The organism is Vagococcus sp. QWL-13, from assembly GCF_058683555.1.
In genome coordinates, this window is record NZ_CM178746.1 from 636866 (window position 1) to 653845 (window position 16980).

Sequence of the window (16980 nt, forward strand, 5' to 3'; positions counted from 1 at the left end):
GAAACATGTAAAGAAAAAATGTATAGGTGTTTCACCAGCTATTTCTTTCTGGATATCCGCAATGCAGTCTTTGGGAACAAAGGTAGGTTGTTATTGAGAGACATCAAGACTACTATGTCTCCAGTTTAGTAATTGTTGACCGAAAAAAGTTCGAGAAAGGTAATGAATATGAAGATATTAAAGGGAATGTTAGAAGTTGTCATGTTATTGAGTATTTTCGTGGGAATAGTGGACTATGTGTCAGCCAGTGAAAATGATGATGTGTTTTTTGGGAAAAAGGTAGAATTTTCTGGTGTAGAAGGTGGAAAAAATTCGGACGGAACTTGGAAATACCCACAATTTGTTGGAGACAAAGTTGTAGATGGTAATTCTGAGACTAGATGGTCTGCTGCAAAAACAGACAGTCAGTGGCTGACTATTGAATTAGAGGAAGAAACAGTAGTAGAAGAAATAGTGGTAGACTTTCATGCAGAAAGTCCAGACTATAGTTTTTTAATTTCAAATGATGGTGAAAATTTTGAGTCTATTTTTTCTACCACCGAGGGTTTAAATGGGCAACCAAATCAAAAAGTTGTTTATTTAAATAATAAACCATTTAAATTTTTTAAATATCAGCAAAATAAAATGTGGAAACATTCTAGTAATGGCCAATATTATGGGTCTAGTATTAAATCAATTCAAGCTTATAAAAAATCTAGACTACCAGAAAAAATTGAGTTCTCTGAAAGTGAAATCACTTTGTCTGAAAAAAAGAATTATAAAATCAATTATCAATTCCAACCTGAAGGAGTTGATATTTCTTCGCTGGAATTGGAATGGACATCGTCTAATCCCGAAGTTGCTGCAGTTGCACAAGGTGTAGTGACAGCACTCAAAAAAGGTGAAGTAACGATAGAAGTTAAAATCAAAGATACTGAAATAAAGGCGACAATGAAAGTAAATGTTATAGTATCCGACCCCGAGTTCGAATTAATGCGAAAACGATGGGTAGAAAGATTATTAGGAGATCAAGACAATTTAAACAACCAAGTTCTAAGGGACTATGGCACATTAATTAATGAAGAAGCTGAAACTCTATGGAGTACTTTAAATAAAGAGCCGAATAGAAAAACACTATGGGAAAAAGTTGCCTCAGATACTGTTGCGGCTGACTATACCACACAATTTACTAAAATTAAAAAGCTGACTTTAGGGTATTATAGTCAATCAAGCAGTCTGTTCAATAATCCAGAAGTAAAAAAAGAAATTATCTCTGCTATTTCCTTTATGGAAAATGAAAAGAAGTATAATGGTACTTACTGGACAGGAAATTGGTGGGATTGGCAAATAGGTTCTGCACAACCATTAACGGATACATTGATGTTATTGCATGACGACCTATTGAAAGAAGATTATAATAAATTAGTTGAACTCGTGACACCATTGACTAAATATGCATCCAATCCTAATGTTCAATGGCCAAATTACAGAGCGACAGGGGCCAATCTGACGGATATCAGCATAACTGTTTTAGGTACATCCTTGTTGCTAGAAAACAAAACTTCGATGCAATTGGTTGTTGATAGTGTGCCAAGTGTTTTGAATATTGTAAAGTCAAGGGATGGTCTTTATCAAGATGGTTCCTTGATTCAGCATAATTTTTTTCCTTATAATGGTAGCTATGGGAATGAATTGTTAAAAGGTGTCGGAAGGATTCAATCGATATTAGTCGGCACTAATTGGGAAATGCATGATGAAAGAATGGCTAATTTATACAATGTAGTAGAAAAAGGATATTTGGAAATAATGGTTGACGGAAAAATGCCATCAATGGTATCTGGAAGAAGTATCTCTCGAGCGCCTGGAACCAATCCTTTCACTACAGAATTCGAATCCGGTAAAGAAACAATAGCCAATCTACTTTTGATTGCTAAGTTCTCACCAGAAAATTTAAGCGAGAGAATTCGTGCAACAGTGAAAGAATGGGTCACTAAAACGGATAACACATTTGATTTTTATCATAATCCAAGAGATTTTGAATCCCTTCAGCAGTTAGTTGAAGTTGTCAATAATCAAGACATTGTCCAGTATGAAAACAAAAACACATTGAATATTTATGCTTCAATGGATCGGGTGTTTAAAAAGACAAGTGATTATGCGGTGGGAATCAGTATGTATTCTAATCGGATAGCTAATTATGAGTTTGGTAACACTGAGAATAAAAAAGGCTGGCATACAGCAGATGGTATGTTCTACTTATATAATGAAGACTATGCACAATTTGATGAGGGGTATTGGGCGACCATTGATCCATATCGTCTACCGGGAACAACCGTTGATACGAAACAGTTGGCAGATGGTGCTATGACAAGTAAAAGAAGCCTACAAAAGTGGGTAGGGGGCTCCTCATCAGGACAAAATGCAAGTGTTGGAATGTATCTTGATAAAACAAATGAAGGCATGAATTTACTGGCAAAAAAATCATGGTTCCTATTAGATGGTATGATTATAAATTTGGGGGCAGCCATTAACGGTAAAAGTGAGGCAACCATTGAAACAATCATTGAGAATCGTCTAATCCAAAACAATACAAAAATCTCCTTTAGCAATCAAGAGCAGAAGGCAGAACAGTTCAATATTAATGGATGGGTTAATTTAAATGATGCTAATCAGAACAATAACATTGGTTATATTATTCCTGAATCTATGAAAAATGTTTCCAGCTATGTTGAAACCCGAGAAGGTAAGTACAAGGATATCAATGATTATTTTGTTAATGATCATGTTTACTCGAATCAGTACTTTGTCTTGAATCAAGTTTACGGGAATGAAATCACTGATGGGACCTATGAATATGTGGTTGTCCCCGGCAAAAATGATAATGAGATCGAAGCGATCAGCAATAACCTGCCGTATGCCGTTTTGAGTAATACTTCTGAACTGCAGTCAATAAAAACTGAAAAACTATTATTGGCAAACGCCTGGGGGAAAACAGATGCTCTTTCAAAAGAAGGACTCATCATTAATCAGCCGATGTCATTGATTGTTAATGAAATGGACGATGGCAGCACTAAGATTAGTTTGTCCAACCCTCTGCAGAACAACGAAGTGATTTCGTTAAATTTATTGTCAAACGATTATCAAATAATAGAGCAAGATGCTGAAATCAGTGTTGAAGGCAACAGCATTTTATTAAATTCTAATAATTTGCAAGGTGCTACAAGATCAGTAACTATCAAAGTAAAAAAAGCAGATAAAACAGAATTGGAAGCGTTGTTGACGGAAGCAAATGCCAAAACAGCTTCAGACTACACAGAAGCCAGCTGGGAAGCTTTTGAAACAGCACGGAAAGCAGCCCAAATAGTTTATGATGATGAGAATGCCACTCAAGAGGCAGTAACGGAAGCCGTTACCTCATTGAACGAAGCAATCACACAATTAGAAGAAAAAATTGTGAATCCAGAAACCGTCGACAAAACAGAACTGGAAATGTTGTTAAAAGAAGCGAATGGCAAAACAGCTGAAGACTACACAGAAGCCAGCTGGGAAGTATTTGAAGCAGCTTTGAAAGCTGCTCAAGCAGTTTATGATGATGAGAAAGCCACTCAAGAGGCAGTAACGGAAGCTGTTACCTCACTAAACGAAGCGATGACGCAATTAGAAGAAAAAGTTGTTGACCCAGAAACTGTTGACAAAACAGAACTGGAAGCTTTGTTAAATGAAGTCAAGGAGAAAAAAGCTTCTGACTACACAGAAGCTAGTTGGGAAGCATTTGAAACAGCACGGAAAGCAGCCCAGGTAGTTTATGATGATGAGAAAGCCACTCAAGAAGTAGTAACGGAAGCTGTTACCTCATTGAACGAAGCAATCACACAACTAGAAGAAAAAGTTGTTGACCCAGAAACCGTCGACAAAACAGAACTGGAAATGTTGTTAAAAGAAGCGAATGGCAAAACAGCTGAAGACTACACAGAAGCCAGCTGGGAAGTATTTGAAGCAGCTTTGAAAGCTGCTCAAGCAGTTTATGATGATGAGAAAGCCACTCAAGAGGCAGTAACGGAAGCTGTTACCTCACTAAACGAAGCGATGACGCAATTAGAAGAAAAAGTTGTTGACCCAGAAACCGTTGACAAAACAGAACTGGAAATGTTGTTAAAAGAAGCGAATGGCAAAACAGCTGAAGACTACACAGAAGCCAGTTGGGAAGTATTTGAAGCAGCCTTGAAAGCAGCTCAAGCAGTTTATGATGATGAGAAAGCCACTCAAGAGGCAGTAACGGAAGCTGTTATCTCATTGAACGAAGCAATCACACAATTAGAAGAAAAAGTTGTGGAACCGGAAACTGTCGACAAAACAGAACTGGAAATGTTGTTAAAAGAAGCGAATGGCAAAACAGCTGAAGACTACACAGAAGCCAGTTGGGAAGCATTTGAAACAGCTTTGAAAGCTGCTCAAGCAGTTTATGATGATGAGAAAGCCACTCAAGAAGTAGTGACAGAGGCAATCGTCTTACTAAATAAAGCGATGGATCAATTAAAAAAATCAGAAAAGGCTAGTACGGTAGAATCTAAAGAAAAAACTGGAAAAAAACAAGATGGAAAGAAAAATTCATTATATTTACCAATTACTGGAGAAAAGTCCAACTATGTATACATAATAGGAATGATAATTTTAATCCTATTGTTCGTATATGTGATTAAGCGTAAAAGAGCATAGTTATTTATTCATATGAGATAAAAATGAGCTCTCGTTCAAATTAATTGATCAAGTTACCGATATGCATCGAAGATAGTTTTTAACTATCTTTGATGTTTTTGTTATCCATTTTTTTGAATTTAAAAATTTATGACGAGAATAAAGAATTAAACTAACAGCTTGGTTAAATCATACAATGTTAACGTGATTTTACAGCCATCTTTTGGTAAAATTGAATTATCAGGTAATTTATGTCTATTATGAAAAAATAAACCATCTGATGAACGGGGATATTTTTCAAAAAATCAGCTCCAAAGAATGCGACGTAATGATAACGCTTTCTTTTGCGTTTCCAGTTGTTTTATTAAATTTTCATTGCTCGGAACAACGATTGGTTTATTAAAGTATTTAAAAATGTATGGAAACAATAAGAATTTGCTTTATAAATACTATTTAAGACAAGGGAGGAGGGAAACTATGGGGTTGTTCAGGCGTTTATTTCAAAAAAAAGAACATTCTTCAGAGAATTTTACAGAGGAAAAAAGCAAAGAGAGACAAAAAAATGAGGCACAGTCTAGGAAAGAAATAAATTCTGAGTGGCGGACTGTACCTAATTACATAGAAGCGGATGAAAAAGATTACCAGCTGGTTTCTTTAATTGCTGCAGCCATAGCAGCAGGAGAGAAGCCAGACAGTGAGTTTAAAATAAAAAAAATCATGAAAGTAAACCCTGAAGTGGCATTTGTTTCGGCGATTGCCTCTGCTGTAGCAGCAGAAAATAATTCAGAGAACAAATTTATCGTAAAGTCAGTAAAAAAGAAAAATGACAGGAGGACGGATGATGTTAAGAAAATTTAAGATCAAAATTGATGGGAAAGAATATCTAGTGGAAATGGAGGAAATTGGCGGAGGGCAGTCTCGTCCTGTTCCTACACCACCACTACAAACAACGCCGGCCCCGCCTGTCAGCCCGGCACCAGCAGTTGAAGAAACAGCTGAGCCAATAGGTTCTGTGACTCCTGCGGATGCATTCTTATCAGGAGAAGATGCCATGAAAGCACCAATGCCCGGGACTATATTAAGAGTCCTAGTCAATTACGGGGATGCAGTAAAAGAGAATCAGCCGCTGATGATTTTGGAAGCCATGAAAATGGAGAATGAAATCGTCGCAGAAAAAGCAGGAGAAGTAATCGGAGTCCATGTTACACAAGGACAAATCGTTAATGCTGGAGAGGCATTAATCACTATTAGATAATGAAAAGGGGCTGACGGAGTGGAGACACTGATTCAAGGAATCACATCAATCACAGGAGGACAGATTGCCATGATGGTAATCGGCGCTGTATTGATGTTTTTAGGCATTAAGAAAAAATACGAACCTACATTATTGGTACCCATGGGCTTAGGCACATTACTGGTCAATTTTCCCGGCTCGGGCGTACTGACTCAAACCTTTGGGGGAGTGGAACAAAAAGGTGTTTTTGAAATATTGTTTGAAGCGGGGATAGGCACAGAACTCTTCCCCTTGTTGATTTTTATTGGTATCGGAGCCATGATTGATTTTGGTCCTTTGCTACAAAACCCGTTTATGCTGTTATTTGGTGCTGCGGCTCAGTTTGGTATTTTCTTTACAGTTATTGTCGCAATTTTATTTGGTTTTAATATTCAAGAAGCAGCTTCAATCGGAATTATCGGCGCTGCTGACGGGCCGACAGCTATATTTGTGGCGAACACTTTAGCAGAAAATCTGCTCGGACCAATCACAGTGGCGGCCTATTCTTATATGGCTTTGGTGCCGATCATTCAGCCGATAGCCATCAAGGCGGTGACGACAAAAAAAGAACGTCAAATCAGGATGACGTACAAAGCGGAAGAAGTGTCTAAAATGACTAAGATTTTGTTTCCTATCATCATCACAATCGTGGCAGGATTTATTGCGCCTATCTCATTGCCGCTTGTGGGATTTTTGATGTTTGGGAATCTGCTGCGTGAATGCGGTGTGCTGGATCGTTTATCCTTAACCGCCCAGAATGAATTAGTTAACATTGTCAGCATATTACTGGGATTGACGATTTCATATAAAATGCAAGCAGAAGAATTTCTTAATGTGCAGACATTGATGATCATAGCTTTTGGTTTAGTAGCTTTTGTGATGGACTCCATTGGCGGTGTTTTGTTCGCCAAGTTATTGAACGTGTTTAGAAAAGAAAAAATCAATCCGATGATCGGTGCAGCAGGTATTTCAGCGTTTCCGATGTCGAGTCGCGTCATCCAAAAGATGGCAACGGAGGAGGACCCGCAAAATTTCGTGCTGATGTACGCAGTCGGAGCAAATGTTTCCGGCCAAATCGCTTCGGTCATTGCTGGCGGTTTGTTGCTGGCGTTCTTTGCTTAGATTCTTTTAGATATTTGGAAGGGAGAACAGGATGAATACAGAAACGTTAAAAATAGGATTTGAGTTGATGTTTTTTGGGATGGGTGGCGTTTTTTTAGTTCTTTTTTTGCTTTACTTAGTTTCGATTGCCTTATTAAAATTATTCCCGGCAAAATCAAAATTAAAATAATATGATGGTACCGAAATGTCAAAAATAACAGGAATAATATCAAGGTATTAGTATTAAAAGAATAAATCATCATAGTTGAGGAAAGGAGAAGTGTATGAGGGGAAAAGTACTGTTGACAGAAACTGTTCTTCGAGATGGACAGCAAAGTCAAATCGCCACTCGAATGCCGTTAGAAGATATGCTGCCGATTTTGGAAACCATGGATGCTGCCGGATATCATGCGTTAGAAGTGTGGGGCGGGGCTACATTTGATGCATGTTTGAGATTTCTCAATGAAGATCCGTGGGAAAGATTGCGAAAAATCAGAGCGGTTGTTAAAAACACAAAATTACAGATGTTGTTGAGAGGACAAAATCTGCTGGGATATAAAAATTACCCTGACGATGTGGTCGAAAGTTTTATCCAAAAGTCAATAGAAAATGGCATTGACATCATTAGAGTTTTTGATGCTTTGAACGATACACGAAATTTAATGACATCAATCGAAGCGACTCGAAAATATGGGGGACATTGTCAGCCGGCGATTTCATATACTACCAGCAATTTTCACACTATCGAGTATTATACAGGTTTGGCTAAAGAGCTTGAAAATATGGGGGCAGATTCCATTTGCATCAAAGACATGGCGGGGATTTTGACTCCACAGGCCGCCTATCAGCTTGTCTCAGCAATCAAAGCTGAAATCAAAGTCCCGCTGGAAGTGCATACCCATGCCACTAGCGGAATCTCAGAGATGACTTATTTGAAGTCAGTGGAGGCAGGTGCAGAAATTATAGACACAGCTATCTCCTCTTTTTCTGGCGGAACAAGTCAGCCGGCCACAGAGTCTTTGGCGATTGCTTTAGAGACTTTAGGCTATGAGATAGAAGTGAATATGGAAAAAGTTGCTGAGATTGCTAACTACTTTAATCCAATCAGAGACCGCTATCGCAAAGAAGGCTTGCTGAATCCCAAGGTAAAGGATACGGAGCCTAAAGCTCTGATTTACCAAGTGCCCGGGGGGATGTTGTCGAATTTATTAAGCCAGTTGGAAGAACAAGGATTGAGCGATAAGTATGTGGCTGTTTTGGAGGAAGTCCCAAAGGTACGCTCTGAGTTGGGTTACCCTCCGCTAGTAACACCTCTATCCCAGATGGTGGGCACTCAGGCAGTGATGAATATCGTCAGCGGAGAACGTTACAAGATGGTGCCAAATGAAATTCGAGATTATGTGAAAGGTTTGTATGGCAAGCCGCCAGTCCCGATTTCAGAAGAGATTGTTAAATTAATTGCCGGAGATGAAGAGATTATTACAGCACGTCCGGCAGATTTATTAGCTCCAGCGATGGGCACCTATAAAGAAGAAATCAAAGAATATGCGCACACAACAGAAGATGTGCTTCTCTACGCATTATTTCCAAAACAGGGCCGGGATTTTCTGGGGCGGCGGGAAGACAGATTCTATGACGTGCCGGTGCAGCATATAGAGGTCAGTATTGAGAGCTAGTGTTGGGTAGATTTATTAACTAGGGAAAAAAGAAGGGATTATCTGAAGTAAGATTCTAAAGAGTATAGAAGTATCATGTCCATGCGCTATTAGCAAAGGGAGAAACTTTAGCTAATAGCGTTTTTATTTTGTCGTAAATAATGATTGGTATATTAATAATATCAATTTTTGATAAAAACTAGGCTAAAACCCAGTTTTAAGACGGAAAAGGATTACACAAACCAGATTAATATTATATTTTTATCTGAGGAACCATCCGTTTCAAAATACATTTGAACCAAGTGGTTCTTCTTATACGAATAGTTATAAATTATACTTAGGTTAACCCGGGGTGATAAAAATGAATGAGAGCTCAAAACAAATTTTAAAATTGTTAGTTTCTATGGAAGATTATATAACTATCAATGAAATATCCGAACGTACAGGATTGTCAGACAGGTCTATAAGATATGCAGTAGAAGAGTTGAGTGAATGGTTGATTCGTAATCGTTTACCTGATGTTTTGATGGATAGAAATCATGGCTTGATAATTAGGTTCACTGATAGCACTCGTTCAACAGCTTTAGAAATATTGAAACAGGAAGAACAGCTGGACAGTTATGTAAGCAGTAGCAAACGGTTTATTCAGATTATACTTCTATTGTTAACAACGGACGATAAGGTTTCTATAAAGTATCTAAGGGCTTATTTTTCTGTTTCTAAAACAACGATTCAAAGAGATATAAGGAAAGTCAAAGCTCTTTTACATGAGAATAATCTAACATTAATGTATGAGCCGAAAACGGGTTACTTCATTAAAGGAAAAGAGATCAACAAAAGGACTTTATTTCTAGAGTTCTGTTTTCAATATGTTAATTTATCAGATTTATTTTTGGAAAATGAGGAAATGTTTCATTCGGGAACTGCAAAGTTGGTAATTGAATACTTAGGACACGAAAATTTATTACAAACCAAGTACTTGCTAGCTGCTATAAACAACAAGCATTCGTGTTTTTTAAATGAGTTTGCTTTGTCGCAGCTGGTAGTCTGTATTGTTATGCAAAATAAAAGAGTGGCTTCTGGGAAGTGCATTGTTAACAAAAGTAACATTGTTTTGTCATCAGACTTCAAAGTAACTCCCCTAATCGAAGATATTATTGATGAAATATTACCGTCTATAAGGGACTTTACAAATGAAAAATATTACTTATTCCAAATACTTTCAACAATTAATATATTGAAAAAAGAAAAAAATGTCAGAACCGATTACTGGTTGGAAACGCAATTTTACATGTTGGAAATGCTTTCTTTTATGGAAGAACATCTTGGCATGCAATTCAGTTTTGATAAAGAAATAATTGAGTCGCTCTATCAACATTTGAACGCAATGCTTATACGTGTTGCAAGTGATACAGCCGTTTATAATCCTTTGACCACTGTTATTAAAAAAAGATATGAGAATATTTTTTGCTTGATAAAAGAGTCAGTAAAAATGATTGAAAAAAAATATAAAAAAACAATCTCTGATAATGAAATCGCTTTTCTCGTATTATATTTTCAAACCCTAATTGATAAGCAGGATAAAAAAAATGATAAATTAAGAGTTGCCATTGTTTGCGGGCAAGGACTAGTTACAGGGAAGTTGCTTGAATCTAGTTTGCTAGACTTTTTTGATTTTAATGTGGTAGCGGTCTTGGGCTCAAATGAGCTTGACTTACTGAACAAGATCCCTCTTGATTTAGCTATTACCACAACAAAATTAGCAGGGATCACTGTTCCGCAGGTTCGGGTTTCCCCTTTGCTGACAACAGCAGACACCAATAAAATAAAAGAATTTTTAGTTCACTTTAAACCTGAAACTAGAAGTCGTAAAAGTAGTCAAACGGATTTTTTTAAAAATATTGTCGTATTAGCACAAAGCCGTTCTATTGGGATAGATATAGAAGCATTCACCAAGGAACTGGAAAGTTTGTTTCGACAGGAAGGGATACAAATTGAGAGGAGACTGTTTCAGCCTATGCTAAAGGATATTGTAACTGAAGATTACATTCAATTAAATATGGAGGTGAAGGATTGGAGAGATGCCATTTATATTGCGGCGCAGCCTTTGTTTAAGAAAGGTGACATAGAAGAAAAATATATTCAATCGATGATTGCCAGTGTAGATGCGTTGGGACCTTATATTGTAATTGATGAGCATATTGCACTTGCACATGCAAGACCGGAAGATGGAGCTAAGGAGATTGGTATTAGTTTTATGACTATTCCAAAGGGAGTGGCATTTGATTCAGAGTATGATCCAGTGAAATTATTGATTTGTTTATCGGCAATTGACAATGTTTCCCATCTTAACTTGCTTTCGAACTTAGCTGAGGCAATTTCAGACAAGGAATTAGTGGAAAAGATGATTGGTACTAAGGACAAAAAAGAGTTTATATCATTGCTATTTGATTTTGAAAATAATTTGGAGGTATAACAATGATTAATGGGATATTGGAATTTTTTAAACAGTTGTTGTTGGAACCAACAATCATTATTGGTTTATTAGTTGGGATCGGGTATGCATTAGATAAAAAAGGCCCAGTTAAAGTTATTACAGGTACAGTGAGTGCCATGGTTGGGTTGATGTTGGTACTTTTTGGCGGATCAATGTTTTCAGACACATTTAAACCCATCGTATCAGCGGTCAGTGAACATTATGGGATTACAGGGTATTTAATGGATCCTTACGCAATGAGAGCAGCGACCCAAGAGGGCTTAGGAAGTAACTTTGGCTTTGTCGGATATGTTTTCCTAATTGCTTTTGTGGTAAATCTTCTACTGGTGTTTTTCGGGAAATACACCGGTGCAAAAGGGATATTTCTAACAGGAAACACTGGATTTGCTCATGCTCAAGCAGTTTTATGGCTAGTCAGTTATTGGCTAGGTTTTAACTGGGTAGTTACCATCGCTATTTCAGGTGTTTTATTGGGTATTTACTGGGCTGTCGGGACTACGTTGCCGATAAAAGCTATCAACAAAATAACAGATGATGGCGGGTTTACGATTGGACACAATCAAATGTTTGGGATTTGGTTTTTCTCAAAATTCGCCCATCTTTTCGGTAATCCTGAAAAAGAGGATGCTGAAAGGCTTAGATTACCAGGATGGTTAGGTATTTTCAATCATAATGTTACAGCAATCGCTCTTGTGATGACACTATTTACCGGCGGTTTCCTTTTAACGATTGGGCCGTCAAATGTACAGACTCTGGCTGAAAATCAACATTGGATTATTTATATTATTAATCTTGGATTGAAGTTCTCTATGTATATGGTCATTCTGCTACAAGGTGTACGTATGATGGTAGGTGAAATTAACCAATCATTTAAAGGGATACAAGAGAAACTTATTCCCAATGCTGTTCCAGCAGTCGACGTGGCCGCTCTTTTACCATTTTCTGCTAATGCGGCAACGTTAGGTTTTATTTTTACAACCTTCGGGACAATTTTTTCTATCTTTTTACTGGTAATTTTTAAGAGTCCAATCATGGTTTTGCCAGGATTCGTACCATTGTTTTTTGCAGGTGGACCTATAGGAGTTGTAGCGAATAAGTATGGTGGATACAAGTCCGTTATTGTTTGTACATTTTTATTAGGAATCATTCAAACGTTTGGTTCGATATGGGCAATAAAACTATCCGGACTGCCAGATGGAATTGGATGGACAGGAATGTTTGACTGGTCAACAGTCGTTCCGGTGTTTACGGAAGCTCTCAAATGGATTGCCAAATTATTTAACTTAGGTATTTTTGCATAAATCAAAAATTAATCGGAGGAATTTGAAAATGAAAAAAGAATCAATCAATGTATTGTTTGTCTGTGGTTATGGTGTGGGAAGCAGTGCGATGTCAGCCGGAATTGTCAATCGGGCTTTGAATAAAAGAAATGTCAGAAATGTTGTAGATCACACAGCGGCAGGTGAAGCAGCCGGATTTGCTAATTGGGTCGATATTGTGGCTGTGTCGAAAAAGTTAATAGACATTGTTAATATTGATCAATTTCCTGGGAAAGATGTCATTGAAGTTCAAAATATTATGGATGGCGAAACGATTGCTGATCAAATTTTAGAAATCGTCAAAGTCAAGTATCCTGATGCAATAAAATCAGAATAGGGTGATTCAGATGAAAGCGATAGTGTTACTTTTTGATAGTTTAAATAAGCATTACTTGCCTATGTTTGGAGGAGAAGACGTCTACGCACCAAACTTTGAGAGACTGGCAGAGAAAACTGTCACATTTGAAAATAGTTATGTAGCAAGTATGCCTTGTATTCCTGCTAGGAGAGAACTGCATACCGGAAGAAAGAATTTTTTGCACAGAGAATGGGGTCCCTTAGAACCCTACGATAACTCTATGCCAGAAATATTGAAAAAAGCTGGGATATACTCACATTTAATTAGCGACCATATCCATTATTGGGAAGAGGGAGGAGCTAATTATCACACCAAATATTCCAGTTGGGAAATTGTCAGAGGACAAGAAGGAGATCACTGGAAAGGAAGTGTAGGAGATCCCTCTATTCCTGAGGTCGCGTCAGTTCCATTGAATCAAAAAGGAACAGCTGTTTCTAGTATGTGGCGCAATGATTGGGTAAACCGGGAATATATTCAAACGGAAGAGCAACAACCTATGACACAAGTAGTTAATCTTGGCAGCGAATTTATCAAGAAGAACTTCGATCAAGATAATTGGCTACTACAAATAGAAACATTTGACCCGCATGAACCTTTCTATGTCATGGATCATTATTTGGCTCGTTATGAAAAAGATTATAAGGGCAAACACTTTGACTGGCCGAGAGGACCCGTAAAAGAAACAGAGGAAGAGATAGACCATGTTAAAAATCAGTACAAGGCACTCGTCTCTATGTGTGACGAACAACTAGGAAAAATATTAGACTTGATGGATCGTTTAGATTTGTGGAAAGACACAATGCTCATTGTTGGAACGGATCACGGATTCATGTTAAGTGAACATGACTATTGGGGAAAAAATCAGGTTCCTTATTTTAATGAAGTAGCCCAAACACCCCTATTTATCTACGATCCTCGTGTAAAAAAACAAAATGAATCAAGGCAGTCGTTAGTACAAATGATTGACTGGGCACCAACACTCCTAGATTATTTTGAATTAGATATCCCGGTAGAAATGGAGGGCAAACCTTTAAGGCAGACTTTAGAAGATGATACCCCAGTGAGAGACGAAGCCCTATTTGGTGTTTTTAGTGGTCATGTGAATGTAACCGATGGCGATTATGTATATATGAGGGCAGCTGAAAAAGATAAAATTGATGAAATCTACAATTACACATTGATGCCTGTTCATATGCACGAAGCTTACTCAGTGAAAAATCTTCTTCAAGCAGAATTGGTTGAGGGATTTGACTTCACCAAAGGGTTAAAATTATTAAAAGTTCCTGGCAAAGATAAATATGGTGTAAATAAATTCGGATCAATGCTATTCGATCTAAATAATGACTCTCGGCAATTATCACCAATAAAAAATGAAGAAATAGAGCAAAGAATGAAGACTAAAATGGTGAAATTGATGAAGGAAAATGATGCGCCGGTAGAACAGTATCGACGGTATGGTTTGGAGAGGGACTAAAATAAAAGAGAATGATGATGACGAAAGTCAATGATATTACAAGAGAAAGCTGGATTTTATCCACCTTCCCTGAATGGGGGACCTATTTAAACGAGGAAATTTCGCAAGCAGAAGTTGTGGAAGGGACCGTTGCTATGTGGTGGCTTGGATGTACGGGAATATGGTTGAAAAGTCATGAAAATACTAATATTTTATGTGATCTTTGGTGTGGCACAGGTAAACGCGCTCATGGAGAGGGATTGATGAAAGAGGGGCATCAAATGATGCGTATGAGCGGAGTCAAAAAAATGCAGCCTAATTTAAGAACACAACCCTTTGTTATAGACCCTTTTGCAGTAGAAAATGTGGATGCTTTAGTTGTTACTCATATCCATTCAGATCATTTGGATATCAACACTGCTGCTGCCGTTCACAAAAACTGTCCAGAAGCAAAATTTGTCGGTCCAAAAGAAGTTGTTAATATTTGGATTAAATGGGGAATCCCTGAGGAAAAAACGGTAATCGTGAAGCCGGGAGACAAAGTAGCAGTGAAAGATGTTGAGGTAGTTGCTTTGGAATCATTTGATCGGACGGCACTTATCACGTGTGATGATTCTGAAAGAATATTAAAAGGGAAAATGCCGCAAGAGATGGACGATATCGCAGTAAACTATTTATTCGAAACGTCAGGAGGTAATATTTATCATGCTGGTGATTCCCATTATTGCAATATGTTTGCAAAACATGGGAATGAAAATAAAATAGATGTCTGTCTGGGTGCTTATGGAGAAAATCCAAGAGGAATTACTGATAAAGTAACTTCTGTTGATATGTTAAGGATGGCAGAATCGTTGAATGCCAAAGTTGTTATTCCGGTTCATTATGATATTTGGTCAAATTTCATGGCTGATCCAAAAGAAATCATGGAAATTTGGAAGTTGAAAAAGGATCGCTTGAAATATGGATTTAAGCCTTTTATTTGGCAAGTAGGCGGTAAATTTACATATCCGACAGATAAAGATAATATGGAATTTAATTTTTATCGAGGTTTTGATGATGTGTTTGTGAAAGAAAATGATACACCTTTCCCTTCATTCTTGTAAGGGCCCCAAAAATAAAGTAGTAGAAGAGCAGTGAGCTGCTTGTGTGTTGTGAGATAGTATGTAAAGTAAATATTAGGAAGTGATCAGTATTATCTATAAGCTACTGATTAGAACATAGTATTATGATGAGGAAACATTATGACTGTAAAGTATAAATGGGTAGCGTCAAGAATTATGTGTAAATGGAAAGTCCATCCCGAATGATTAATTTAGAACATTGATTCCAAAGTATCTTGAATTTCTTTGAAACCTTTGTGGACACGACCTAAAAATGTTTGATTATAATTATTAAATTGAGAAACCAAGAATCTTTCTAAAGATTCTTCATTAGGAAATTGTTCTTTTCTCTTTGTATATTTTTTCAGTTGTTTATTAAAGCCTTCAATCAGATTAGTCGAATAGATGGTTCGTCTGATGGAGGGAGGAAAATTGAAAAATGTTAGTATAGCAGGATTCAGGAGTAGTTTGACCACTCTTGGATACTGCTTCTTCCATTTTTCACTCATCAAATGTGTTTGATTGATCGCTTCTTCTTTTGAATCAGCTTGATAAACTTGTTTAAAATCATCACATATTTCTTTTCTATCGCTTACCCGTACTTTATGGGCAATATTTCTCGCAACATGAACACAACATTGTTGAAATTGTGCCTTGGGATAAACACTGTGAATACTATCGCTGATACCACTTAGACCATCGGTCACCACTAATAAAACCTCTTCTAACCCACGGGCTTTTAAATCTTGAAGGATCTCTTTCCAAACAAAAGCAGACTCTGTTGGGGCAATCGTAAATCCTAACACTTCTTTGGTCCCGTCTAATCTGATGCCAATCACAATGTAAACTGCCTCTTTAGAAACCGTTTGTCGCTTTAAGGGAATGTGGGTCGCATCCATAAAAATGACGGAGTAACGTGAGTCTAGTTTCCTATCTTTGAACGCGGAGACATCTTCAGAAATGATTTTACTCATATTAGAAATGGTTTGCGGTGTGTAGTGATGGCCGTACATTTTTTCAATTAAATCAGCTATTTCAGACATTGTAATACCTTTTTGGAATAGCTGAATAATGGTTGTCTCTAAAGAATCATTGGTTCTTTTATAGGCTGGTAATGTCTGTTGAGAAAACTCGCCATTTCTATCTCTTGGAACGACTAAGTTTAATTCTCCATATTCTGTTTTGAATGAGCGTGAATAATTCCCATTACGGGAATTACCAGAGTTAAAGCCAGAACGATCATACTTTTCATAATCTAAGAAAGCCGTTAACTCAGCCTGTAGCAAAGAATTGACAGCAGACTCCAAATGTTTACGAAATAATTCGTCTAAATCACCTTTATTGATTAGTGTTTCCATAATTTCTGTAGTAAAATTGGGCATGTGAAAGTCCTCCTATAAAATTTCTGTGTCGCAATTTTAATTTTACAGAATGGACTTTCTTTTTTACTACCCTAAATTTCTATTTACACAAAATATTTTACGCTATCTATAAATTATCTCTGGTTTATAATCGCCAATTGTAAAATTAAGCTAGACAACTAAAAAAGT

General features: G+C 37.2%; 12 protein-coding genes. 11 read left to right on the plus strand and 1 reads right to left on the minus strand.

Annotated features, from left to right (window positions below; translation table 11 throughout):
- Positions 1-168: 168 nt before the first annotated feature.
- From AC4PHI_RS03050 to ulaG, 11 genes are all read left to right on the plus strand, one after another.
- Complete coding sequence (locus AC4PHI_RS03050) at positions 169-4695, plus strand: polysaccharide lyase family 8 super-sandwich domain-containing protein (protein WP_492200851.1); 4527 nt, start codon at positions 169-171, stop codon at positions 4693-4695.
- Between the two features lie 456 nt (positions 4696-5151).
- The gene (locus AC4PHI_RS03055) at positions 5152-5532 is read left to right on the plus strand and encodes a hypothetical protein (RefSeq protein ID WP_492200852.1); all 381 of its coding nucleotides are present in this window, start codon (positions 5152-5154) and stop codon (positions 5530-5532) included.
- Positions 5516-5929 (plus strand): acetyl-CoA carboxylase biotin carboxyl carrier protein subunit, encoded by a 414-nt coding sequence (locus AC4PHI_RS03060; RefSeq protein WP_492200853.1) that lies wholly within the window; start codon positions 5516-5518, stop codon positions 5927-5929. The genes AC4PHI_RS03055 and AC4PHI_RS03060 overlap by 17 nt, the downstream gene beginning before the upstream one ends.
- A gap of 18 nt (positions 5930-5947) precedes the next feature.
- Positions 5948-7069, plus strand: coding sequence for a sodium ion-translocating decarboxylase subunit beta (locus tag AC4PHI_RS03065; protein ID WP_492200854.1), 1122 nt, complete (start codon positions 5948-5950; stop codon positions 7067-7069).
- A gap of 31 nt (positions 7070-7100) precedes the next feature.
- Positions 7101-7238, plus strand: a complete 138-nt coding sequence (locus tag AC4PHI_RS03070) for an OadG-related small transporter subunit (RefSeq protein ID WP_492200855.1) — start codon at positions 7101-7103, stop codon at positions 7236-7238.
- 94 nt (positions 7239-7332) lie between these two features.
- Positions 7333-8724, plus strand: coding sequence for an oxaloacetate decarboxylase subunit alpha (locus AC4PHI_RS03075; RefSeq protein ID WP_492200856.1), 1392 nt, complete (start codon positions 7333-7335; stop codon positions 8722-8724).
- Between the two features lie 340 nt (positions 8725-9064).
- Positions 9065-11179, plus strand: a complete 2115-nt coding sequence (locus AC4PHI_RS03080) for a BglG family transcription antiterminator (RefSeq protein WP_492200857.1) — start codon at positions 9065-9067, stop codon at positions 11177-11179.
- A gap of 2 nt (positions 11180-11181) precedes the next feature.
- On the plus strand, positions 11182-12501 hold the full coding sequence (locus tag AC4PHI_RS03085; protein WP_492200858.1) for a PTS sugar transporter subunit IIC: 1320 nt from the start codon (positions 11182-11184) through the stop codon (positions 12499-12501).
- Positions 12502-12529: 28 nt separating this feature from the next.
- The gene (locus tag AC4PHI_RS03090) at positions 12530-12856 is read left to right on the plus strand and encodes a PTS sugar transporter subunit IIB (protein ID WP_492200859.1); all 327 of its coding nucleotides are present in this window, start codon (positions 12530-12532) and stop codon (positions 12854-12856) included.
- Positions 12857-12866: 10 nt separating this feature from the next.
- Positions 12867-14351: a sulfatase gene (locus tag AC4PHI_RS03095; protein WP_492200860.1), complete on the plus strand. Its 1485-nt coding sequence runs from the start codon at positions 12867-12869 to the stop codon at positions 14349-14351.
- 17 nt (positions 14352-14368) lie between these two features.
- Positions 14369-15433, plus strand: coding sequence for an L-ascorbate 6-phosphate lactonase (gene ulaG, locus AC4PHI_RS03100; protein WP_492200861.1), 1065 nt, complete (start codon positions 14369-14371; stop codon positions 15431-15433).
- Positions 15434-15642: 209 nt separating this feature from the next.
- On the opposite strand, the gene AC4PHI_RS03105 is transcribed toward ulaG, so the two are convergent.
- Positions 15643-16812, minus strand: a complete 1170-nt coding sequence (locus AC4PHI_RS03105; protein WP_492200862.1) for an IS256 family transposase — start codon at positions 16810-16812, stop codon at positions 15643-15645.
- Positions 16813-16980 lie beyond the last annotated feature (168 nt).

What these genes read in the sequence shown, in the direction of transcription:
- AC4PHI_RS03070 (WP_492200855.1), top strand. Translation starts at nt 7,101, where the DNA reads ATGAATACAGAAACGTTAAAAATAGGATTTGAGTTGATGTTTTTTGGG.
- AC4PHI_RS03060 (WP_492200853.1), top strand. Translation starts at nt 5,516, where the DNA reads ATGTTAAGAAAATTTAAGATCAAAATTGATGGGAAAGAATATCTAGTG.
- AC4PHI_RS03075 (WP_492200856.1), top strand. Translation starts at nt 7,333, where the DNA reads ATGAGGGGAAAAGTACTGTTGACAGAAACTGTTCTTCGAGATGGACAG.
- AC4PHI_RS03055 (WP_492200852.1), top strand. Translation starts at nt 5,152, where the DNA reads ATGGGGTTGTTCAGGCGTTTATTTCAAAAAAAAGAACATTCTTCAGAG.
- ulaG (WP_492200861.1), top strand. Translation starts at nt 14,369, where the DNA reads ATGACGAAAGTCAATGATATTACAAGAGAAAGCTGGATTTTATCCACC.
- AC4PHI_RS03105 (WP_492200862.1), bottom strand. Translation starts at nt 16,812, where the DNA reads ATGCCCAATTTTACTACAGAAATTATGGAAACACTAATCAATAAAGGT.
- AC4PHI_RS03090 (WP_492200859.1), top strand. Translation starts at nt 12,530, where the DNA reads ATGAAAAAAGAATCAATCAATGTATTGTTTGTCTGTGGTTATGGTGTG.
- AC4PHI_RS03080 (WP_492200857.1), top strand. Translation starts at nt 9,065, where the DNA reads ATGAATGAGAGCTCAAAACAAATTTTAAAATTGTTAGTTTCTATGGAA.
- AC4PHI_RS03085 (WP_492200858.1), top strand. Translation starts at nt 11,182, where the DNA reads ATGATTAATGGGATATTGGAATTTTTTAAACAGTTGTTGTTGGAACCA.
- AC4PHI_RS03050 (WP_492200851.1), top strand. Translation starts at nt 169, where the DNA reads ATGAAGATATTAAAGGGAATGTTAGAAGTTGTCATGTTATTGAGTATT.
- AC4PHI_RS03095 (WP_492200860.1), top strand. Translation starts at nt 12,867, where the DNA reads ATGAAAGCGATAGTGTTACTTTTTGATAGTTTAAATAAGCATTACTTG.